This window comes from Nonomuraea sp. MTCD27 (genome assembly GCF_041950495.1).
In the GTDB taxonomy this organism is placed as follows: domain Bacteria; phylum Actinomycetota; class Actinomycetes; order Streptosporangiales; family Streptosporangiaceae; genus Nonomuraea.
Genome location: NZ_JBGNUW010000003.1, coordinates 86,112 through 108,218, shown reverse-complemented (window position 1 = coordinate 108,218; position 22,107 = coordinate 86,112). Strand labels below are relative to the sequence as shown.

The 22,107-nt window shown below is 72.6% G+C and carries 19 protein-coding genes; 10 read left to right on the top strand and 9 right to left on the bottom strand.

From position 1 onward, the window contains the following. Positions 1–24 precede the first annotated feature (24 nt). The 7 genes from ACBJ59_RS08625 to ACBJ59_RS08595 all read left to right on the top strand — a co-directional run bounded on the left by ACBJ59_RS08625 (position 25) and on the right by ACBJ59_RS08595 (position 7,644). On the top strand, positions 25–1,371 hold the full coding sequence (locus tag ACBJ59_RS08625) for a cytochrome P450 (RefSeq protein ID WP_375109621.1): 1,347 nt from the start codon (positions 25–27) through the stop codon (positions 1,369–1,371). Next, complete coding sequence (locus tag ACBJ59_RS08620; RefSeq protein WP_375109620.1) at positions 1,368–2,207, top strand: terpene synthase family protein; 840 nt, start codon at positions 1,368–1,370, stop codon at positions 2,205–2,207. The genes ACBJ59_RS08625 and ACBJ59_RS08620 overlap by 4 nt, the downstream gene beginning before the upstream one ends. Next, positions 2,204–3,730, top strand: a complete 1,527-nt coding sequence (locus ACBJ59_RS08615; RefSeq protein ID WP_375109619.1) for a prenyltransferase/squalene oxidase repeat-containing protein — start codon at positions 2,204–2,206, stop codon at positions 3,728–3,730. Before ACBJ59_RS08620 ends, ACBJ59_RS08615 begins: the two co-directional genes overlap by 4 nt. Before the next feature lie 147 nt (positions 3,731–3,877). After that, the gene (locus ACBJ59_RS08610) at positions 3,878–6,286 is read left to right on the top strand and encodes a nitrate- and nitrite sensing domain-containing protein (RefSeq protein WP_375109618.1); all 2,409 of its coding nucleotides are present in this window, start codon (positions 3,878–3,880) and stop codon (positions 6,284–6,286) included. Next, entirely contained in the window at positions 6,283–6,702 is a 420-nt protein-coding gene (locus ACBJ59_RS08605; RefSeq protein ID WP_364135417.1) for a roadblock/LC7 domain-containing protein, read from the top strand. Before ACBJ59_RS08610 ends, ACBJ59_RS08605 begins: the two co-directional genes overlap by 4 nt. Beyond that, positions 6,699–7,076 (top strand): DUF742 domain-containing protein, encoded by a 378-nt coding sequence (locus ACBJ59_RS08600; RefSeq protein ID WP_364135420.1) that lies wholly within the window; start codon positions 6,699–6,701, stop codon positions 7,074–7,076. Before ACBJ59_RS08605 ends, ACBJ59_RS08600 begins: the two co-directional genes overlap by 4 nt. Beyond that, entirely contained in the window at positions 7,057–7,644 is a 588-nt protein-coding gene (locus tag ACBJ59_RS08595) for an ATP/GTP-binding protein (protein ID WP_375109617.1), read from the top strand. Before ACBJ59_RS08600 ends, ACBJ59_RS08595 begins: the two co-directional genes overlap by 20 nt. Positions 7,645–7,763: 119 nt before the next feature. Here ACBJ59_RS08595 and ACBJ59_RS08590 read toward each other — a convergent pair whose 3' ends face one another. After that, positions 7,764–8,483: a DUF6882 domain-containing protein gene (locus tag ACBJ59_RS08590; protein ID WP_375109616.1), complete on the bottom strand. Its 720-nt coding sequence runs from the start codon at positions 8,481–8,483 to the stop codon at positions 7,764–7,766. Between the two features lie 111 nt (positions 8,484–8,594). Here ACBJ59_RS08590 and ACBJ59_RS08585 point away from each other — a divergent pair, with 111 nt between their 5' ends. Next, entirely contained in the window at positions 8,595–9,086 is a 492-nt protein-coding gene (locus ACBJ59_RS08585) for a 2'-5' RNA ligase family protein (RefSeq protein ID WP_375109615.1), read from the top strand. 82 nt (positions 9,087–9,168) lie between these two features. Here ACBJ59_RS08585 and ACBJ59_RS08580 read toward each other — a convergent pair whose 3' ends face one another. Beyond that, positions 9,169–9,891, bottom strand: coding sequence for a TioE family transcriptional regulator (locus ACBJ59_RS08580; RefSeq protein ID WP_375109614.1), 723 nt, complete (start codon positions 9,889–9,891; stop codon positions 9,169–9,171). Between the two features lie 129 nt (positions 9,892–10,020). Between ACBJ59_RS08580 and ACBJ59_RS08575 the strand changes: the two genes are divergently transcribed. Then, positions 10,021–11,271: an erythromycin esterase family protein gene (locus tag ACBJ59_RS08575; protein WP_375109613.1), complete on the top strand. Its 1,251-nt coding sequence runs from the start codon at positions 10,021–10,023 to the stop codon at positions 11,269–11,271. A gap of 127 nt (positions 11,272–11,398) precedes the next feature. Here the strand turns inward: ACBJ59_RS08575 and ACBJ59_RS08570 are convergent, their stop codons facing one another. Continuing rightward, positions 11,399–12,319 (bottom strand): NAD-dependent epimerase/dehydratase family protein, encoded by a 921-nt coding sequence (locus ACBJ59_RS08570; RefSeq protein ID WP_375109612.1) that lies wholly within the window; start codon positions 12,317–12,319, stop codon positions 11,399–11,401. A 22-nt stretch (positions 12,320–12,341) separates the two neighbouring features. Between ACBJ59_RS08570 and ACBJ59_RS08565 the strand changes: the two genes are divergently transcribed. Then, entirely contained in the window at positions 12,342–12,986 is a 645-nt protein-coding gene (locus ACBJ59_RS08565) for a TetR/AcrR family transcriptional regulator (protein WP_375109611.1), read from the top strand. Positions 12,987–12,998: 12 nt separating this feature from the next. Here ACBJ59_RS08565 and ACBJ59_RS08560 read toward each other — a convergent pair whose 3' ends face one another. The 6 genes from ACBJ59_RS08560 to ACBJ59_RS08535 all read right to left on the bottom strand — a co-directional run bounded on the left by ACBJ59_RS08560 (position 12,999) and on the right by ACBJ59_RS08535 (position 22,088). Next, positions 12,999–14,984, bottom strand: a complete 1,986-nt coding sequence (locus ACBJ59_RS08560) for a hypothetical protein (protein ID WP_375109610.1) — start codon at positions 14,982–14,984, stop codon at positions 12,999–13,001. Then, on the bottom strand, positions 14,981–17,575 hold the full coding sequence (locus tag ACBJ59_RS08555; protein ID WP_375109609.1) for an alpha-mannosidase: 2,595 nt from the start codon (positions 17,573–17,575) through the stop codon (positions 14,981–14,983). The genes ACBJ59_RS08560 and ACBJ59_RS08555 overlap by 4 nt, the downstream gene beginning before the upstream one ends. Beyond that, complete coding sequence (locus ACBJ59_RS08550) at positions 17,560–18,135, bottom strand: SIS domain-containing protein (RefSeq protein WP_375109608.1); 576 nt, start codon at positions 18,133–18,135, stop codon at positions 17,560–17,562. Before ACBJ59_RS08550 ends, ACBJ59_RS08555 begins: the two co-directional genes overlap by 16 nt. Positions 18,136–18,145: 10 nt before the next feature. Beyond that, complete coding sequence (locus ACBJ59_RS08545; protein WP_375109607.1) at positions 18,146–19,105, bottom strand: ROK family protein; 960 nt, start codon at positions 19,103–19,105, stop codon at positions 18,146–18,148. Between the two features lie 107 nt (positions 19,106–19,212). Continuing rightward, positions 19,213–20,256, bottom strand: a complete 1,044-nt coding sequence (locus ACBJ59_RS08540) for a LacI family DNA-binding transcriptional regulator (protein ID WP_375109606.1) — start codon at positions 20,254–20,256, stop codon at positions 19,213–19,215. Then, positions 20,253–22,088, bottom strand: a complete 1,836-nt coding sequence (locus tag ACBJ59_RS08535) for an MBL fold metallo-hydrolase (RefSeq protein WP_375109605.1) — start codon at positions 22,086–22,088, stop codon at positions 20,253–20,255. The genes ACBJ59_RS08540 and ACBJ59_RS08535 overlap by 4 nt, the downstream gene beginning before the upstream one ends. Between the last annotated feature and the right edge of the window lie 19 nt (positions 22,089–22,107).

Below are 22,107 nucleotides of genomic sequence, written 5' to 3'. Positions count from 1 at the left end.
TGAGACGGATGTGATGGAGGTCCGGTGTCGTTCGGCGGCCTGCCGACCTGTCAAGCCCCAACCCTGCCCTTTCTCCGCACCCTGACCAGGCACGCACGCGTTCCCTTACGCGCCTTCGAGGAGGCGAGCAAGCAGGCCAACGGTGAGCTGGTCCGGCTGAACATGGGCCCCTTTCGCCCCTATCTGGTGACCCACCCCGACCACGTCCAGCACGTGCTGAAGACGAACCAGCCCAACTACCTCCGCGCGGGCATGTTCTGGGACCCGCTGGGACCCCTGCTCGGCCAGGGCATCCTGTCGGACGGCGCGGGCTGGACCGCCAGCAGGAGCATCCTGCAGCCGATGTTCACCGCCCGCTACGTCGACTCGCTCACCCGGCGCATGGCCGAGATCGTCACCGGCCTCATCGACACGATCGTGGTGCCGGGGCGGCCCATCGACATCGCCGACACCATCTCCGCCCTGGTCCACCCCGTGATCGTGCGGCTGTTCCTGGGCTCGACGATCTCCGACACGGACATCGAGCGGCTGGCTCCGGCTTACGACACGGGCGTGACCGCCCGCTCGATCCGGCTGCTGCTGCCGTTCGTGCCCCAGCGGTTCCCGTTGCCCGGCGACAGCGCGTTCCGGCAGGCGATCAGGACCATCGACGAGGTCGTGTACCCCCGCATCCGGTACGCGAAGGCGCGCGGCGAGCACGAGAACGACCTCGTCTCCCTCCTGTGCCAGGCCCGTAAGGGGGAGACGGACGCGGACCGGCTGATCCGCGACGACATGGTGGCCATCCACGGCGCCGCCACCGAGACCTCCGTCACCGCGCTGACCTGGGTCTGGCCGGTGCTGGACGCGCATCCGGAGATCGCCTCGAAGGTCTACGAAGAGATCGAACGGGTGGTCGGCACCGGGCCCGTCACCACGGCGCACCTGCCCGCGCTCACCTACCTCCGGATGTTCCTGGACGAGCTCGTACGCCTCTACCCGCCGGGCTGGATCCTGCCCCGGACGGCGGTCCGGACGGACACGATCGGCGGGGTGGAGATCCCGGCGGGGTCCACGGTGGTGCTGAGCCCGTTCCTGACGCAACGGCTGCCCGAGTTCTGGGACCGGCCGCTGGAGTTCGACCCCGAGCGGTTCGCGCCGGAGAACGGGCGCGGGCGGCACCGGTACGCGTACTTCCCGTTCGCGGCGGGACCGCATTCGTGCCTGGGGCCGCGCCTGTTCACGATGGAGGCGCTGCTGCTGATCGCCGGGATCCTGTGCAGGTACCGGCCGGTGCTGCACGCCGACGGCCCGGTGCTCCCCCGGCTGGCCTCGACGCTGCGGCCGGCCACGGGGCTGTCCATGACGCTCGTTCCCGCGGGGCGCGGATGAGCGGCCTCACCACGGCGGCGGACCTCGGAAGGACCTGCGCGCTCGGCGTCGAGTGCGCCCGCGACCTGGCCCGCCACGCCGCTCGGCACCCTGAGCTCTTCCCCGCCAGGCCCTTCGACGCCGGCTTCTTCCACTCGCTGGGCCTGGTCGGCGCGTTCGGCTCGCCCTGGGCCACGGCGGCGGAGCTGCGGGCGGTCAACCGCGCGGCGCTGTGGGTGTTCGCGGCGGACCTGCTCGTCGACCACGTCGCCACGTCCCGGGGCGAGGTGGCCGGGATCGTGGGGGAGTGCGTGGCCGTGGCCGCCGGGAAGGACCCGGACAGCCCGCTCGCCCGGTTCCTCGCCGAGCTCCGCGACGACTTCGGCGCCGACCCGCGCTGGCGCGGCCAGCTCGAACGCATGCTCACCGCGATGGAGCGGGAGTGGGAGTGGCGCGAATCCCGGGCGGTGCCCGGCCTGGACGAGTACCTCGCCAACGCCGACAGCTGTGGCTCCTCCTTCGTCAACCTGTCGCACTGGCTGTCCCTCGGCGACCCGGCGACGCTGTCCGAGCTCCCTCGTATCCGCGCGGCGAGCGACGAGGTGCAACGTTACCTGCGGTTGCTGAACGACCTGACGACGCACGACCGGGAAGCCCGCTGGGGCGACGCCAACGCCCTGACGCTGGGGGCCGACCGTACCGAGGTGACCGACCGCATGGCACGGCACGCGCGCGCGGCGACGGAGCTGATCGTCCCGCTGCGCGGGAGCGACCCCAGGACGGCGCTGTACCTGGAACGACAGATGGGCTTCAACTCCGGCTTCTACGGCGTCAGCGACTACTGGGGAGAACTGTGAACGTCACCCGCGAGGCCGGAACCCTGGTGGCCACGCTGATGTTCAAGCCGTGGGGCCAGGTGTCCGCGTCGGTCTACGAGACGGGACGGCTCGTCACCCTGGCCCCGTGGCTGACCGGCCATCGCGAGCGGGTCCACTACCTGCTCCGCACCCAGCGACCGGACGGCTCGTGGGGCGCCCCCGACGGCTACGGGCTGGTTCCGGCGCTCAGCGCCACGGAGGCCCTGCTCACCGTCGCGTCGGACGGCGGCGGCGGGCTCACCGCCGAGGACGTGGAGCGCGCCGCGGAGGCGGCGCGCGGAGGGCTGGCCGCGTTGCGCGAGCTGCTGCCCCAAGCGGTCGACCTGCCCGACATGCCGGCCGTCGACCTGATCGTCCCCGCGCTGGTCACCCTCATCAACGCCCACGGTGCCGGCGCGCCCCTCCCCCTGCCTCCCGGCCTGGACTACAGCCGCGTCGAACGGGTGCGGCGGGCGGTGGAGTCCGGCGCGGACCTGCCGGAGAAGCTGCTGCACGCCCTGGAGGTGACGGGTCTGGCGGCGGGCGGCGCGCGATCCGTGCGCCCTACGGTGATCGGCACGATCGGCGCCTCTCCCGCCGCGACCGCCGCGTGGCTCGCCAACGGCTCCGCGCTCGAGGCCGACTTCGCGCGGAACCACCTGGAGGCCGTCGTCACCCGGTACGGCGGCCCGGTCCCCGTGGGCCTCCCCATCACGGTGTTCGAGCGCGGCTGGGTCCTGACCTGGCTGGCACGGGCGGGCATCCCCGCCGAGGTGCCGCCGGAGATGGTGGCGGACCTGCGGGCGGCGATCGGCCCGGCCGGCACGCCGGCGGGCCCCGGGCTGCCCGCGGACGCCGACACGACGGCGGTCGCGCTGCACGCCCTGGCGTTGCACGGCATGTCCCGCGATCCGGAGAGCCTGCTGGCGTTCGACACGGGCACCCACTTCTGCACCTGGCAGGGCGAGGACGGCTTCTCCATCAGCGTCAACGCCCACGTGCTCGACGCGTTCGGCTCGTACGCGGCCACCAGCCCCACGAGAGCCGGCGCCTACGCGCAGGTCAGGACCCGGCTGGCCGGGTTGCTGGCCGAGCGGCAGCAGCCCGGCGGGAGCTGGGAGGACCGCTGGCACGCCTCGCCGTACTACGCGACGCTGAGCTGCGTGCTCGCGCTCGGCGAGTACGGCGGCCCCGAGCACGCCGCCACCGTGGCCAGGGCGCGGGAGTGGGTGCTGGGTACGCAGCGCGCCGACGGATCGTGGGGACGCTGGGAAGGCACCCTGGAGGAGACCGCCTACGCGATGCAGACGCTGCTGCTGCCCGAGAGGGTGCTGGGCCGCCCGGTCGACGGCCGGTACGAGGAGGCGACGGCCCGAGGGCATGCGTACTTGCAGCGTACAGGCGAAATATCGGACTATCCGTCGCTGTGGCATGACAAGGACCTTTACACTCCAATAGCCATCGTACGAGCGGCCATCCTGGCGGCCCTGCACCTGGGAACTCGCGTTATAGAAACCCGGTAAATTCGGACTTAATGCCACGTATTAGGATTTACCCGCCTTGAGCAGGCTTTGCGGCGTTGCTAGGGTATCCCGGGTGCCGGATCCTAGATATACACGTGTAAGTCTTGACATCTGGCTTGACGCGGCCCTCTGACCTGGACGGTTTATATGCGTTTGCGCAACTCAAGCGTGCGGGCCAAGGTGACAGCCCTGCTGGTGTCACTGGTCGCACTATGGGGTTTCGCCGCCTGGGTCACTCTGCGCGAAGGCGTGAACCTGGTGGGAGCCACCACGGTCGACAGCGGCGCCGTACAGCCCAGCGAGGTGCTCCTCGCCGAGCTCCAACGGGAGCGCCGGCTCACGGCGGAGGCTCTCGGCGGCTCGGGACGGCTGCCCGACAAGAACCTGCGTGACCAGCGTGCCAAGACCGACACGGCGCACGACACTCTGGTGGAGTCGGCGACCAGCACCACCGTCCGGTTCGCGGCGGACGCCGCGCTGACGCGTCGCATCGACGAGGCGCTCGAGACCGTCAAGGGGCTCGCCGCGGTACGGAAGACGATCGACAGCGGCCGGCTCGACCGTGCCCAGGCGACCGACTCCTACAACAACGTCATCGACTCGCTCTATCGCATGTTCGACTCCGTGGCCTCGCTGGACGACAAGGAGATCGCCAAGGACGCCCGGACCATGCTGGCGATCAGCCAGTCGAGCGAGTACCTGGCCCGCGAGGACGCACTCGTCGCGGGAGCGCTGGCCAAGGGCGGGTTCACCCGGGCGGAGCACACCGAGTTCGTGCAGCTGTCCGGCTTCTACCGCATCTCGCTGGAGAAGGCCGCGGCGCAGCTCGTGCCCGAGGACGCGGCCGCGTACCAGGTCTGGGCGAACAGCCGCGCGGTGCAACAGTTGCGCGTGCTGGAGCAGCGGCTCGCCCAGCAGCCGGACACCGGCGTCATGCCGGCCGTGACCGGCTCGGAGTGGCGCGCCGTCACCGAGCCCGCCCGCGCGTCGCTGGAGAAGCTCATCGCCGACGGCGGCGACCGGCTGGTCGAGCGGGCCGTGCCCGGTGCCGTGGGCGTCATCGTCCGCCTCGTGCTGGCCGGTGGCCTGGGGCTGGTGGCCGTCGTCGCCTCGATCGTGCTGTCGATCACCACGACCAGGCAGCTGCTCGCCCAGCTCAAGAAGCTGCGCGACGCGGCGCACGAGCTGTCCGACGACCGCCTGCCCGGCATCGTCGAGCGCATCGGCCGCGGCGAGGAGGTCGACGTGGCCAAGGAGGCGCCGTCGCTCGACTTCGGCGACGACGAGATCGGCCAGGTGGGCCAGGCGTTCAACACCGTGCAGCGCACCGCGGTCGCCGTCGCCGCCGAGCAGGCGGAGCTGCGCCGCAGCATCCGCGACATCCTGCTCAGCCTGGCGCGCAGGACGCAGGGCCTGGTGCACCGCCAGCTGACCGTCCTGGACGTGATGGAGCGCCGCGAGACCGACCCCGAGGAGCTGAAGGAGCTCTTCCGGCTCGACCACCTCGCCATCCGCATGCGGCGCAACGCGGAGAACCTCATCGTCCTGTCCGGCTCCTCCCCCGCCCGTACGTGGCGGCGCTCCGTCCCCATGGTGGACGTGGTCCGCGGCGCGCTGGCCGAGGTCGAGGACTACACGCGGGTCACGCTGCTGCCGATGGGCGACGTCGTGCTCGTCGGCCGGGCCGTCGGTGACGTCATCCACCTGCTCGCCGAGCTGATCGAGAACGCCGTGTCGTTCTCCCCGCCCTACACGAACGTGCAGGTCAGCGGGCAGCTCGTGGCCAACGGGTACGTGATCGAGATCGAGGACCGCGGCCTGGGCATGAAGCCCGAGGACCTCGACGCGGCCAACGAGCGCATCGCCGACCCGCCCGAGTTCCGCATCACGGGCACCGCCCGCCTGGGGCTCTACGTGGTCAGCCAGCTCGCCCGGCGGCACGAGATCCAGGTGGTGTTCAAGGCGTCGCCGTACGGTGGCACGACGGTCGTGGTGCTGCTGCCGCAGGAGCTCGTACAGCTCGACCCGACCCCCGAGCCGCAGGACGGCGACGGGCGGGAGCGTCTGCCGCGCCGGCAGCCGGCCGTGGCGACGGCGGCGCGCCCGGCCACGGCCGAGAACGTGCGCACGTTCCCCACTCGCCCCACCGCCGTCCCGGCCCCCTCGGTCCCCCAGCAGTCCGGCCCCCAGCGGCCTGACTCCCGCCCGCCCGTCTCCCGCCCGCCCGCCGAACCGCGGCAGCCCGCCGTCTCCCGGCCCGAACCCGCACCGGAGCCCACCCCGGAACCACGACCCGAAACGCCGGCCGAACCGGAGCAGCAGCCTGTGGCCGAGTTCACACCGTCGGGGCTGCCGTTGCGCGTGCCCCAGGCCAACCTGGCGCCAGCGCTGCGTGATGACACGCCCACGCAGCCCGACCTCGAGGAGGACGATGACGAGCGCTCGCCGGAGGAGATCCGCGCGATGATGGGATCCCTGCAGTCAGGCACCCGTCTTGGACGGTCGCAAGCGGCCAAGATGCTGGACGAGCAGTCCCAGCCCGGAGGTGAGGCATGACTCCCACGTCCGGCACCGACCTCAACTGGCTGCTCGACGACCTCTGCGGCCGCGTCAAGGAGGCCGAACACGCCATCGTGCTGTCGTCCGACGGCCTGCTGATGGCCTCCTCCGCCGGGTTGCAGCGGACCGACGGCGAGCACCTGTCCGCCGTCGCCTCCGGGCTGCAGAGCCTGGCCAAGGGCGTCTCGGACCAGATCTCCGCCGGCCCGGTGCGGCAGACGGTCGTGGAGTGGAAGAACCAGTTCCTCATCGTCACCACGGCCGGCGAGCGGGCCTGCCTGGCCGTGCTGTGCGCGCAGAACGCCGACATCGGGCTGGTGGCGTACGAGATGGCGATGATGGTCGCCCGGGTGGGCCAGTACCTCACCTCGGGAGCCCGCAACGCCGAGGCCATCGCCAGGAGCGACCGGTGAGAGGCCCGGACGAGCCCACGGACGAGCACTGGGTGGATCCGGAGATCATCCGGCCCTACGTCGTCACCCGTGGCCGTACCCAGCCTGCGCACGGCAGGTTCGACCTGATCTCCATGGCCCTGGCCGTCGGCCCGCCGCCGGGACCCGACGCCGGGCTGGACCCCGAGCACCTGCGCATCCTGCAGCTCTGCCGCGAACCCAAGTCCGTAGCCGAGATAGCCGCTTACCTGGACCTGCCGGCCGGCACGATCAGGGTGCTGCTCGGCGACCTGTTCGACCGCGAACTCGTCTCTGCCCAGGAACCACGATCCGAGGTGGACATGCACGACATGAAGATGTACAGGGCGGTGCTCGATGGTCTTCGCTCGCTCTGAGCGTCCGCGCCTGCCGACGGCGATCAAGATTCTGGTCGCCGGCGGGTTCGGCGCGGGCAAGACGACGATGGTGGGCGCGGTCTCCGAGACCCGGCCGCTGCGTACGGAGGAGGTGCTGACCGACCGCGGGATCGGTGTGGACGACCTCACCTCGGTGGAGGCCAAGCGCACCACCACCGTGGCGATGGACTTCGGCCGGATCACCCTCGGCAACGACTACGTCCTGTACCTGTTCGGGACGCCGGGGCAGGAGCGGTTCTGGTTCGTGTGGGACGAACTGGCGGAAGGTTCCCTGGGCGCCGTCATCCTGGCCGACACCCGCCGCCTGGCGGACTGCTTCCCGTCGGTCGACTACTTCGAGCGGCGGGGGACGCCGTTCGTGGTGGCGGTCAACTGTTTCGAGGGGGCGCCGACGTTCGAGCTGGAGGAGGTACGGCTGGCGCTGCAGCTCGGCCCGTCGGTCCCGATCATCATGTGCGACGCCCGGAAGCGCGATTCGAGCCGGGAGGTCCTGATCACCCTGGTCCAGCACTCGGCCCGCCTCCGCGCCGAACCGGTCGGCAGCTGACACCCCCGGCCCGACAAGCGTGGTCCTCGCCTTCGGCCCGGGCCGCGTTTGTTCGGGGCGCGCGGGCTTCACCACGGGCTGCCGGGCGGAGGAACGCGCACCGCATTTCGGAGCGGGCTCTAGCTGCCCTGCGGGGACGACATGCTGGCCCTGATGCCGGCCACGCGGCCGTACACGTCGAAGTCCGCGACCGCCTCGAAGCCCGGCCCCGTGAGGCGGGCCTGGTCGGAGCCGAACTCCGCGCCGAGCCCCCGCTTCACGGCGTAGCTGTGCAGCGCGCGCCTATGATCGGTCAGCGTGAGGCCCATGATCGCCTGCTGGATGACGCGCATGACGCGGGCCGGCTCGGGCGGGGGGAGGCGGAAGCCGGGATGCTCCACCAGGAACGCCGCCCGCGTCCCGCCGCCGGCGTCGCCGTTGTACGAGGTCCAGTGGCCGGTCACCGCCTTGGCCGCCTCGGTGAGGAGGGCGGCGACGAGGTGGGGCTCCTCCGGTGAGCCGGGGAGCGCGCTGAACGGGACCTCCGGGGAGGCGAGCTCCTGGATGCCGTACTGCCGGCCGAAGTCGCGCAGCCGCGCGGACGTCGCCGCCACCGCGGGCGGGAAGCCCGACTGGTTCGCCCAGGCCCACAACCACGTGCCCGGGCCGGGGGCGGCGCTGCCGAGCAGGTGGAGGCCGGTGCACGTGATCGTACGGTCGCCGGTGAACTCGAAGTGCTGCCGCTGCAGGTCCACGTGCCAGCTGTGGTCACCGAGGACCTCTTCGAGATGGAGCTGGTGCTCGAGGGAGAGCAGGGCCGCGTCGTCGAGGAGGTTGGGGAAGGTGAGCGAGTTCTGCACGTCCCGCACACTAGAGCGCCCCGATGGGATTTGCGAGATTCTTTAGGGATTGTCCGAATGTACGGTGTCGAGTGATCGTTCCGTGGTCACGCGGGCGAGGGGAGCCGGAGGATGGAGTTCAAGGCGGGTGACACGGCGCTCATCGTCAAGGTGCCGGAGGCCGAACCGCTGGTGCGGCGGTGGCGGAAGCGGGAGATCGGCATCATGGCGCACGTCACCGTGCTGGTGCCGTTCCTGCACGTGAGCCGGGTCGACGAAGGCGTGCGCCGCGAGCTGGGGGCGCTGTTCGCCCGGCAGCCGGCCGTCGACGTGAGCTTTCACCGGATCGGCCGGTTCCCCGACGTCGTCTATCTCGCGCCGGACCCGGCGGGGCCGTTCGTGCGGCTGACGGAGGACGTGGTCGCCCGGTGGCCGGAGGCTCCTCCCTATGGCGGGTTGCACGACGCGATCGTGCCGCATCTGACCCTCGGGCACGGCGTGGCGGTGGACGAGGCCGCCGCGGCCGCCGCGCTGCCGCTCGCGGCGCGGGTCACGGGGGTGTCGATGCTGGTGCGCGGGGACGACGAGTTCTGGCAGGAGACCGAGTTCTTCCCGTTCGCCTGACGCCCTCCACTGGCCGGCCATCGTGACCTGCATGGCGTCGCTGAGCTTGGCCATTCGCCCCGGGCTCCGCGAGGCACGTTCTTCACCCGGTCTCGCGCCGGCGCACGTACGCGTCCAGCTCGGCGGCCCCCCGCAACATCGCGCGGCCGCGCGCCGACAGGCGGTCCCGCCAGTCGCGCAGGGCGGTCTCCAGGGGTGCCAGCCCGCCCGCCGCGCGCACCTGCGCCAGCAGCGGGGCGATCTGCTCCAGCAGGTAGCCGCCGCGTCTGAGCTGGTGGGCGAGCTGGGCATCGCGTACGTCGGCCGCCGTGTAGACGCGGTAACCGGTATGGGGGTCGCGGCGCGGCCGGACCAGCCCGGCCCGCTCCCACTTGCGCAGCGTCGCCGGCCGGATCCCCAGCCTCCTGGCCAGCGGGCCGATGAACGTGACGCCGGGGCTCGGCGGATCGGAGGCCCCCGGGCGGACGGAGGGGGCCAGGTCGCGCAGTGCCTGCTCGACGGCCTGGAGGGTGCGGCGGTCGTCGAGGAGCTGGGCGTGGCTCTCGTCGATCGTCCGCAGCGCCTCGTCGGTCGCGTCCCGGTGCAGCGCCCGCATGATCGACGTGGCCGCCTGGTGCCCGAAGCCGGGCACCAGCGCGACGAACGCCCGCAGCGCGCAGGCGTGCAGGTCGGTGTAGGCACGGTAACCGCTCGCGGTACGCCCGGCCGGCGGCAGGATGCCGGCCTCCTCGTAGTTGCGCACCGCCTGGGTGGACAGGCCGTGCTCGCGCGCCAGGTCCACCGGCCGGAGTCGCCCGTCGGGCATGGTGCACCTCGCCTGTGTTGAGGGTTAAGCTGCGGCTATGGCATGAACGGCCGCACAAGTTTCAACAGCGAGTTCAACGATACCGTTGAAGGCATGAATTCAGTACCGGCGAGGAGAACAGGAACGGTCATGGCCGCTGATCCGTCCGTCCGCGAGTCCGTCGTCGGGGCCGCCCGCGACCTCGACGGCGAGGGGGTCTCCGCCGTCACCGCGTTCGTCCGCTCGCTGCCGGCCCCGCCCCGGCTGCTCGGCCTGGGCGAGGCCATGCACGGCGAGGAGGCGTACCTCGAGCTGCGTAACGCGATCTTCCGCGAGTTCGTCGAGCACGCGGGCTTCCGGTCGTTCGCCCTCGAGAGCGACTGCATGGCGGGCCTGGCCGTGGACGCCTACGTCACGGAGGGCTCCGGGACGCTGGACGACGTCATGGAGCGCGGCTTCAGCCACGGAGCCGGGGAGTTCAAGGGGAACCGCGAGCTCGTACGGTGGATGCGCGCGTACAACGAGGACCGCCCCGCGGCGGACCGGCTGCGCTTCTTCGGCTTCGACGGCCCGCTGGAGATGACCGTCGCCGCCACCCCCCGCCAGGCCCTCACCACGCTCCACGGCTACCTGGCCCGCCACGGCGTCCCGCTCCCCTGCTCCCCGGACACCCTCGACCGCCTGGTCGGCGACGACGCCCGCTGGACCGACCCCGCCGCGGCCATGGACCCGTCCCGGTCCGTGGGCCGCTCCCCCGACGTCGCCGAGCTGCGCCTGCTCACGGACGACCTGGTGGCGCTGCTCACCGCCCACGCGCCGCACCTCATCCCCGCGACCTCGCCGGACGAGTGGTGGCGGGCGTCCCTGTGCGGCCGCACCGCCGCGGGCCTGCTCCGCTACCACGCCGGCATGGCCGACACGTCCGCCGACCGGGTGTGGCGGCTGATGGCCCTGCGCGACGCGATGATGGCCGACAACCTCCTCGCCCTCGCCCCGTACGGCCCGACGCTCGTCAACGCCCACAACCGCCACCTCCAGCGGGAGAAGAGCACCTGGCAGCTCGCCGACATGGCGCTGGACTGGTGGAGCGCGGGGTCGATCGCCGGGGCCCGGCTCGGCGACGGCTACGCCTTCCTGGCCTCGGCCCTGGGCTCCGTACGCCACCAGGGCCTGCCCACCCCGCACCCCGACACCGTCGAGGGCATCCTGTCCACGCTCCCGGGCGACCGCTACCTCGTCGACCCGCGCGCGCTGGCCGAGTCCCTCGGCGATCACCAGCCGAGCCCGCGCACCGACATAGCCTGGAACTACGGCTATTTCCCCCTGAGCCCCGGCCACCTGACCGACATCGACGGGATCGTCTTCGTCAAGGACGTCGCCCAGCGCCCGGAGGACGGCTGACGACCGTTTCGGGAACCACGCCGAGCGGCAGGTGATCTCGATGCCGGCCCTCGGGACGTTCGGTGCCTTCCCCACTTCCGAGGCGAGCCTCTCGGGCCGATGGTCAGCGCTCTCGGCATCGCCAGGATCAGGGGGTCAGGGTGCGGGCGGTGGCGAGCCAGCCCTCGCGGGCGCTCGGGTAGCGGGGCGCCCAGCCGGTCTCCTTGCGGAAGCGGGCGTTGCTGACCCGGAGCGAGCGGGTGAGCGAGGTGAGGCGGTCGCCCAAGAGGTACGCGGCCCGCCCCGGCCCCCGGACCCACGGGCGGGTGCGGGCGGCGCGGGCCACCGCGTTCGCGTAGGCGCGTTTGGTCAGGGGCTCGTCGTCCACGACGTTGTACGTGCCCCCGGGCGCCCCCAGCGCCGCCACCACGGCGGAGGCGGCGTCGGACAGGTGGATCGAGGAGACGTAGCCGGCCGGGTGGCCCAGGATCATGCCGACGTGGTGGCGGGCCTGGGCGAACAGCTGCTCGCTGTGCTCGGCGCCGGGGCCGAGGAACCAGCCGAGGCGCAGGATCACGGCCGCTCCCCCGCCGGTCGCGGCGAAGCGGCAGGCTTTGGCCTCGGCGGCGAAGTTGCCGCGGGTCAGCGGGTAGTGGTCGACCGGGGAGTCCTCGTCGATCCAGCGGTCGCCCTGGTCGCGGTAGAGCATGCTGACCGACTCCTGCACCACGCGGCCGAGCCCGGCGTCGAGGGCGGCGTCCGCGACGGCGGCGGAGCCCTCCACGCGGACGCGCAGGTTGTCGCGCATCGCCCGCGCGCTCATGAAACGGCTCATGGACGGGATGGCTGTCGCCAGGTTGACCACCGCGTCGTGCCCGGCGAACGCCGCGGCCAGCCCCGCCCGGTCGAACAGCGACACCCCCGTCAGGGCCGTCGCCCCCTGCCGTTCCAGCGCGGCGGCCTTGGCGGGGGTGCGGGCCAGGGCGGTCACCTCGTGTCCCGCCGCGACCAGCGCCGGCACCGCGTGGCCGCCGATCGCGCCCGTGCCGCCCGTCACGAATACGCGCATAGTGAGAGAGTACTCTCTTACCATGGCGAGATCCACACCAGGCGTCACCCGGCAGCGCCTCATCGACGAGGCCGTCCGGCTGTTCTCCACCCGCGGTTACGCCGCCACCTCGGTGGCCGACATCCAGGCGGCCTGCGGGCTGACGACCGGCTCGGGTGCGCTCTACAAGCACTTCCCGTCGAAGCAGGCGCTGCTGGAGGAGGCGGTGCGGCTCGACCTGGAGCGCATCGCCGCTCGGGGTAGTGAGGCGACCACCGCCCGCGACCCCGCCCACGCGACCGCCGACGCGGCCGCCGAGGAGCCGCGGGTGGCGCTGGAGCGGATGGCGCGGGTGGTCTGGGAGGTGATCGAGGAGGATCGGGGGCTGATCCGGATCATGCTGCGGGAGTTCGACGGGTTCCCGGAGCTGTTCGAGCGCATGTGGCAGGGCGTGCTGGCGGGCGTCTACGCGCAGGGGGCGGCCTGGATCAGGGTGCAGCGGGAGCTGGGCAACGTCGAGGCCGAGGATCCGGAGGCGACGGCGGCCGTGCTGCTCTCGTCGCTGACCTACTACCCGCTGCTGCGCATCATGATCGGCCACACGCCGGGCGACCTCGATCCCGAGCGGTTCCTGGCGGCGTGGGTGCGGCACGCGGCCGCCACGCTGCGCGTCCCGCCCCCTGCCTGACCTCCGCCCGTGCTACCTCGCCTGCGCGGGCCGGGACGCGAGGACCTGTTCGCAGGCCAGCAGCAGCACGCCCGCGCTCCAGGCGTGCGACAGCGTCAGGTACATGCCCTTCGGCTGGAAGCAGTCCGTCTGGTAGTAGCGCTCGGTGATCATGCCGCGGTAGGCGTTGAGGTCGCCGTCGGCCGCCGGGAGGAGCTGGCGGAAGCAGTCGAGCGTCTCGTGCGCCCGTTCCGCGTAGTACGGGTCCCCGAGCGCCTCCGACAGCTCCACCAGCTCGGCGGTGCACACCAGCCCGTACGCGTGCAGGTGCTGGTTGGACGGCGACGCCTGGTCCGCGCCCCGGGTGGCGAAGCCGTACACGCCCAGGGGGGTGCGGGGGCCGAAGCGCACGTTGTAGGTGTAGCGGAAGGTGAGCATCCAGTCGGCGGCGCGGCGGGCCAGGTCCAGCCAGCGGGCGGCGCCCGTGCGCCGGTGGAGCGCCATGTACGCCATCACGGCCGCGTACCCGTCCTCCGAGGTCGGAGCCAGGTCCACGTCCTCGGGCGCGCCGTAGACGAACTCGTCCTCGACGAACGAGGCGTAGTAGTCGCCGGCGCGCTCGGCGGCCCGCAGGTGGGCGGGGTGCCCCGACTCGGCCAGGGCGGCCACCCAGGTCAAGCCGGAGGCGCCCGACCAGGACAGCACCTCGCCGGTGGCGGCGTGGTGGAGGGTGCCGAGGTTGCCGTCGGGGCGCTGGCGGGCGGCCATCGCGTCCAGGTTGGAGCGGGCCGCCGCCGCCCAGGCCGGGTTCGGCCGGTGGCGCAGCGCGCGCAGCAGGAACAGGGTCGCCTCCCCCAGCGTGCGCGCGTGCAGGGCGTCCTTGACGTGGCTCCAGCTCTGCGACCAGCCCGATCGCCGGTACCAGACGCCCCAGAACGTGCCGGACGGCGACAGGTTGGCGCAGATGAAGTCGATGACCCGTTCGGCGGCGGCGACGTGGTCAGGACGTCCCCTCCGCAGACCGTGCTCCAGGAGCGCCGCCGCCCACGGGATCCCGCTCACCCAGCCGACGTGCATGGCCTGCCGGTCCACCCGCTCGCCGTTGGTGCCGCTCACCTCCCGGTCGAACCCGACCGTCTCCAGCAGCACGCCGGGGTCGGGGTCGTAGTGCCACCGGTACAGGCCCTCGGCGGCGATGTCGGCGGCCGAGGCCACGTCCTCCCACGGCTCGACGGGGGCGGCGGGCAGGCGCAGGTCGCGGTCCTCGCGCAGCACCGGCGCGTACGCGTGCCGGTCGGCCGGCAGCGGGCACGTCGCCAGCGTCAGGACGTGCGACTCCCCGGGCCGCCACACGTGCGCCGCCGCCTCGGCGGGCAGGGGCAGCGCCGAGCCGTAGTAGGTGACCGGATATTCCTGGTACGGGAACAGCAGCTCGATCGTCGCCCGCCCCGCCTCGTGCCCGATGGCCAGGCCGGTCGGGCCGAGCGCCGACTCCTCGTCCGCGATCAGGGCGGTCCCGGAGGCGTCGCCCCACACCATGACGGCGGGGGTGGCGGCCCGGTCGGCGCGGAAGCCCCACCGGGCCGAGACCATCTCCTCGGGCCGGTCGGCGCCCGTCTCGAAGCGGGGGAACACGCGCTGGCACGCCGCCGGCCGGTTCTCGCCGTAGAACAGGCCGGGGATCAGCCACCACGGGTCGGCGACGGCGGCCACCGACCTGCTGACGCGCACGGTCCCGGAGGCCGGCTCCGTGCCGTCGTACCGCAGGTGCAGGCGCAGCTCGCGGCGGCCCGTCGGGAGGCGCTCGCCCCACTGCCACCCGACGGTGTACGGCCCGCCGCCCGGCACCTCGACGAGCACCTCGCCCCCGTCGGGGTCGGCGACCGCCACCACGGGCGACGTGCCGGCCCCGGCGGCGGAGGGCGGCTCGGAGGGCGGCTCGGAGGGCGGCTCGGAGGGCGGCGAGAGGACGATCGGGGAGGAAACGAGCGGCGACGGCTCGGCGGCGTCCGCGATCACCAGGGCTCCACCGTGAACGCGCCCTTGCGCACCCCCAGCTCCACCAGGTCCGTCTCCACGGCCGAGAGCGGATCGTCGAGCGGGATCCGGAACGTACGGATCTGGCTCGGCCCGAAGTCGGCCGTCAGCCGGATCCCGGCCACCGGGATGCTCAGCGTCGCGACCGCGGGCCGGCCCGTGCTCTCGACGGCCCGCACCACCAGGTCGCGCGGCGCGTCCTCGTGCAGCTTCACCGCCGTCACCATGACCTGCCCGCCCCCGTCGTCCAGGTAGCCGCGGGCGCTGGGCAGGGGGCCGTCGTGGAAGCTCTCCAGCATCGCCCGCACCGGTGAGCCGAGCAGCGCGGCCCGCCGGGTCAGCCCGGCCGCGCGCCAGTCGCCGTCGTGCGGCACCAGCAGGTACGAGAACCGCTGCGTCCCCTGGTCCTGGTAGGAGTAGTAGCCGTCCGGGTCGAGCAGCCGCGGGTCGTGCCAGGAGTAGACCGGGCTGCGCACGGCGGTGATGCCGATGCTGTGGCTGCGCCCGGGCCCCGGCGGGGAGACGTCGTAACCGTGCTTGGCGTTGTTCACCACGGCCAGCCCGGCGCGCCTGCCGGCCACGGCGCCCGACAGGTCCACCCACGACTGGGCGGGCTCCTCGGCCCCGTCGATGGGCCTGTTCAGGTGGGCGAACGGGATCTCGTACGTGGCCACGGGGCTCTCCAGCGCGACCGGGAAGCGCAGCTTCATCAGGTGCGCCTGCTCCCGCCAGTCGAGCGTGACCCGCACCTCGACGGCGTCGTCGTCCCCGGCGCCCAGGATGAACTCCTCGGCCATCGTGGAGCGCCCCCACTCGCGCTCGACCCGGATGCGGGCGCGCAGCGGGCCGTGCTCGCGCAGCACGATGTCGGTGGTGACCATCGCCTCGCCCGGCCAGTCGTAGGAGATGACGCGGTGGCCCCAGGTGTCGGTCGGGTCCTCGCAGATCTGCGTGTGCTCGCCGGTCGCCCCGGCCACCAGGTCGACGCCGGTGCGCTTGTCGACCAGGCTGGACAGCCAGCCGGTGACGGGGTCGAGCTCCAGGCGCAGCACGTCGTTCTCGAGGTGGTGCTCGGAGGCCAGGAGCGTGCCGGCCGGGACCTCGCCCGGCCCCTGGCGCAGGCGGTAGAGGCGGTAGCCCAGCGCGGGCAGCTCGGCCCGGAACACGGTGGCGCCGCGCCCCTTGTCGTCGGTGGTGGCGACCGACTGGGTGCGCTGGCAGGGCACGTCGGCGCCGTCGGCGTCCACGACGTGCACGCCGTTGGGGGCCAGGCCGTACTGCATCTCGACCCGGGTCGTGACCGGCCACGGGTGCGGGTTGAAGACGACGACCGGCTGCGTGCCGGCCTCCTCGGGCACGGCGACGTCGCGGGCGATCACGTTGTGCGCCCTGGTGATGATCCGCTTGGAGATCGCGACGGCCTCGCCGAGCTGGTCGCGGGCGTCGTCGTAGGCGGGCTCGATGGCCGAGCCGGGCAGCACGTCGTGGAACTGGTTGAACAGCACCTGCTTCCAGGCCCGCTCCAGGTCGGCGCGGGCGTCGTGGCCGGCGATCGCCGCCCACCGCTCGGCCGACAGCACCGCCGCCTGCGCCCTGCGCTGCCACGCCTTGATGCCGGAGTGCGAGGAGTAGCAGCCGGCCGCGTGGTGCTGCAGGTCGTCGCGCCACACCGGCAGCTCGGCCAGGCCCTGCTCGCCCAGGCGCTTGGCCATCTCGTCGAAGTAGCGGCGCGGCGAGGACATCGTCAGCTCGCCGAACGTGCCCATCCGGTCGTAGCGGTGGATGGACTCGATGTTCGCCTTGGTGGGGCCGCCGCCGTGGTTGCCCACGCCGTAGAAGATCATCAGGTCGCCGAGCGAGCGGTCGAGCTGGCCCAGCGCCTTCTCGGTCTGGCCGGCGACCTCGCCGGGCGGGCTGCAGTACTCGAACGGGATCCGGTAGGCCAGCACCCGGCTCCCGTCGGGCGCCTCCCACCAGAACATCGTGCCGGGCAGCTCGCTCTCGTGCGGCCCCGGGCGCAGGAAGCAGTAGGAGTCCATGCCCTGGCCGCGCAGGATCGCGGGCAGCATGGCGTTGTGGCCGAACGGGTCGACGTTCATGCCGACCGACGCCGTGACCCCGAACTTCTCCTTCAGGTAGCGCTGGCCGTAGAGCCCCTGGCGGACGAACGACTCCCCCGACGGCATGTTGCAGTCGGGCTCCACCCACCAGCCGCCGGTCATCACCCACCGGCCCTCGGCGACCTTCTCCCGGATCCGGTCGAACAGCTCGGGGTCCGACTCCTCCACCCACGACAGCAGCACGACCTGGTCGCAGGTGAAGACGAAGTCCGGGTATTCGTCCATGCGGTGGATCGCCGACCAGAACGTGGCCCGCGCCTCCTGGTAGCCCTCCTGCCACGGCCACAGCCACACCGGGTCGAGGTGCGCGTTGCCGATCATGTGCAGGGTGCGGTCGGGGGTGGCCGCGGGACGGGGGGCCCGCGGGAGGCCGCGCGGCTGGCTGCCGGAGGGGGCGTTCGACATGGGGGCCCGCGACATGGGGTCGGGGCGCCTGGTCACGCGGCCGCCCATGCGTCGACCTTGTCGCTGATCATGTGCAGCATCAGTGTGTGGATCTCCTGGATGCGCGGGGTCTCGGAGCTGGGGGCGAGGAGGAGGTGGTCGGCGTGCTGGGCGGCCTTCCCGCCGTCACCGCCACCGAACAGTACCGTCACCGCGCCGTTGACCTGCGCGGTTTCGAGGGCGTTGACCACATTAGGCGAGTTTCCGCTGGTGGTGAAAGCGGCCACCACGTCGCCCGGCCGGGCCAGCGCCTGGACCTGCCGGGCGAAGACGTCCTCGTAGGCGTAGTCGTTGGCGATGCAGGTCATGACGGTGGCGTCGGTCGTGAGCGTCACCGTGGGCAGCGGCCGGCGGTCGCGCTTGTAGTGGCCGATCAGCTCGCCGGTGAGGTGCTGGGCGTCCGCGGCGCTGCCGCCGTTGCCCATCGTGTACACGGTCCCGCCGCGGGTGAAGGTCTCGATGAGCAGGTCCGCGGCGGCCTCGACGGCGGGCAGCAGGGCCGCCATGCCGTGTGCGGCGGCGAGGTGCCCTGCTACGTGCTCGGCGAGCACCGGGGGAAGTTCAGGCATGCGTCTTTCCTCAGAGTCCGGACAGGAGGTCATGGGCGACGGCGCCGGCGCCCACCACGCAGACGCCCGCGCCGAGCCGCGCGAGTTCGATGCGCGCGGCACGGGCCGCAGGCGGCATGGCGTCCCGGGCGACGGCGGCGGCCACGGGGTCGAGGAGCCGGGCGCCGGAACGGGTGACGCCGCCGCCGAGGACGACGAGCTCGGGCTCGAACGCGTTCACCAAATCGGTGATCGCGCTGCCGAGCGCCCATGTGGTCTCGTCCCATATCGCGCTCGCCAGGGGGTCGCCCGCCTCGGCGGCGCGGGAGACGTCCTCGGCCGTCGGGCGCTCGACGGCGGACAGCGACGAGGGCCGGCCGGTGGCCAGGGCCTCCCGGGCGCGCTCGGCGATGGCGGTGCCGGAGGCGTACGCCTCCAGGCAGCCCAGCCGGCCGCACGAGCACTTCCGGCCGCCCGGCCGCACCATGACGTGCCCCAGCTCGCCGCCGTTGCCGGCCGCGCCCCGGTGCAGGCGCCCGCCGATGACGGAGCCGCCGCCCACACCCGTGGAGATCGTGAGATAGAGCATCGTGCTGGTGCCGCGCCCCGCGCCGTAGCGGAACTCGCCCAGCGCGGCGGCCGTGGCATCGTTCTCAAGGGCGGACGGGACGCCGAACGCCTCCGCGGCCATCGCCCCGATCGGGACGTCGATCCACCCCGGCAGGTGCGGCGGGCACTCCAGCACCCCGGCCGCGGCGTCGAGCGGGCCGCCGCAGGAGATGCCGACGGCCGCCACCTCGGGCAGGCCGGCCTCCGCGACCGCCTTCCTGCCCAGGTCGAACAGCCTGGCCAGGACGGGTCGCGGTCCCTCCTCCCTGCGGGTGGGGGTGACCTGCCAGCCGTGGATCAGGCCATCGCCTGTCACCACGCCCGCGGCGAGCTTGGTGCCGCCGATGTCCAGGGACAGAACGGGGGGAAGATCGTGCTGCATTGGGCCTCCGACGAGAACGACTGCCGCAAGGTGGCTGTGACATCGTTCCCACACGGGATCCTAGGGCGACCTTTCCCCGTGGGTCAACGCGGGAGATGACGGAAATGTCAGATAACGGGGGGCGGTGCGGTGGATTCCCGCTGGATGAGGCGCACGTTGAGCACGGTCGTGACGGAGTCGGCCTCCGGCATCTGGATCCGCTCGTCGAGCCTGCGCACGGCGGTCGCGCCCAGGTTGAAGGTGTCCTGGGAGACCGCGCTGACCGTGGGCGAGACCATGCTCATCCAGGGCGCGTCGTCGAACGCGATGAGGCTGATGTCGCCGGGCACGCTCAGCCCCAGCCCGCTGATCGCCCGCCAGACGCCCTCGGCGAGCACGTTGTTGGCGGCGAAGACCGCCGTGGGACGGTCGGGGCCGCGCAGCATGTCGAGGGCCCGGCGCCGGGAGTCGGTGACGTCCCAGCCGGAGGAGACGACCAGGGCGGGGTCGACCTTGATGTCACCGGCCGCCAGCGCCTCCAGGTAGCCCTGGTAACGCTCGTAGCCGGTGGTCCAGTCGGTCTCGTCGATGAACAGGGCGATCCGGCGGTGACCCAGACCGACGAGGTGTGCGGTGGCGGTGCGGGCGCCGACGCGGTTGCCGACCACGACGCCGTCGGTCGAGCCGGCCGCGAACTGGCGGTCCACCTCGACCACCGGGATGCCGTGGGAGGAGAGGTAGGTGGACACGGTCGAGGAGTTGGGCGTCACGATCACGCCGGCCACCCGGAGCGCGACCAGGGCCTCGGCGGCCTCGCTCTCCGCCTCGGCCGACAGGCTCGTGTCGGCCAGCACCATCGTGTAGCCGCGCTCGCGGGCCTCCCTGCTGGCCCCGGCGGCCAGCTCCGCGTAGAAGGGGTTGCGCAGGTCGCTCACCAGGACCCCCAGTGACCTGCTGACCTGCTGCTTGAGGGTGCGGGCCATGACGTCGGGCACGTAGCCCAGCTCGGCGGCGGCGCGCAGGACGCGCTCGCGCACGTCGCTGGCCGCGTATCCGCGCCCCGTCAGCGCCCGCGAGACCGTGGAGCGCGAGACGCCGGCGGCCTCCGCGACGTCCTTGATCGTGGGACGGCGGGAACGGCCGAGGGGGGTGCCGCGCCGTTCTATGGTCATGGATTCCCTTCCGCGACCACATCGACCAGCGCCTCGGCGTGCTGCCCGAGGCGTAGGTCGCCGATGGTCAGGTCGACTGCGAGGCGAACTCGGCGTCGCGGCACGACGTCGGCGCCGAGACGGAGATGCACCTGCTCCATACCCCCTCCGGGCAGCCTAAGCGTCAGGGATCCCTGTTCGCGCCGCCAGCCGGGCGGAACCACCGGCTCGATGGTCGCCACGGCCTTGTCCGGCCACGGGTTGCGCACGGTGGCCGTCAGCACGACCTCGCCGCCCGCGGGGACGCTCGTATAGTACGGGGTCAACCGGCACAGCACCCCGTCGGCACCGAGGTCGAGCCGGTCCAGCGGGAGCAGGTCGTGGTGCAGGGCCACCAGCTCCTCACCCCGCTCGGTCATCATGTGCAGGTAGTCGTCGTCCACCCAGCGGGGCCGCCAGTGGCCGCTGACCATGAGGTCGGGGCGCAGGCGGCGGTAGAGCGCGGCGCTCTTCCGGTAGTCCTCGATCTGGAACCTATTCTTGTACTGGAAATTCAGGATCTCCTGGCGCTCGTCCGGGATGCCCATCCCGTCCTGCTGGTCGCCGGTGACGAGCACCCGGTGCCCGTCCACCTCGAACTCGTACGCCGCCGCGAACAGCGTGTGCCCCGGCAGGTCGTGCACCGTGATGTCGTACTCGCGCCAGCGCACCGTCTCCCCCAGCCCGAGCACCCGGTCGGCGGGGATGGGGTCGAACCACTGGCACGGCAGGTCGTGGTGGAGCGGCGCGGCCAGGATGGGCGCGATGTGGGACGGGGCCCAGATCGCCGTGCCCTCGACGTCGCGCAGCAGCGGCATGCCCGCGACGTGGTCGTCGTGGTAGTGGGTGGGCATCGCGACCTCGACGCTCGTGACGCCGTAGTGCTCGCGCAGCGCGGGCATCGAGGCCAGCCAGGGACGGCGGGCCTCGCGGGCGGTGCTCTTCACCAGACCGGTGGACATGTCGTAGCCGAAGTCGAACACCATGGCCGCGCCCGACTCCGACAGCAGGACGTAGCTGTAGGACTGGCTGCTGCGGTTCATCAGCAGGTGGGGGGTCACCTGGACGAACGGGTTGGCCAGCAGGCCGCGCACGTCCCAGGCGTGGGGGCGGCGGAAGTCCACGTAGCGCTGCATGGCCGTGGACAGGCGGGCGAGCGCGTCCTTCGGGTCGGTCATCGGCTCGCCGTGGGAGGGCAGCAGCACGTCGAGCTCCTCCTTCTGGAGCAGCTCGGAGCTGATGACCACCATGGCGGGGCCCTCGTTCTCGGTGTAGGACCACTGGGTGGCGGCCAGGGACCACACCTTGCCGGGGGCGTAGATCAGGTCACCGGTGAACGCGGCCCGGCCCACCACGTACGTGACGGAGCCGGTGGTGTGCCCGGGGGTGGGCAGCACCCGGACATCGACCCCGCCATAACGGGCCGTCCGATATTCGGGGACCACATCGGTGACCGGAACGGGCTCCAGCAGCGAGAACCGGTCGTCGCGCAGGTCGTAGTCGTTGAGGATCTGGCGCCCCGACCACATCTCGCCGACCTTCTCGAACAGGTCGCGCTCGACCGGCGGCACGTGGATCGCGACCCCCGCAGCGGCCGCCCGGTGCAGCCCCTGCGCCTGGTCACGGTGGTGATGGGTCATCAGGACGTCGGTGAGGCGGTCGAGCCCGAGCTCCTCGAGGAGGTCGAGCACGCGTCCCGAACCGAAGTCCACGGCGATCCCGGTGCGCTCCTCGCCGGGGGCGACAGGAGCCTTGATGACGTACACGTTGCAGGTGTCCTCGATCCGGAGCACCCCGGGCAGAACTTCGGTCACATCGCTTCCCACGAGGCGC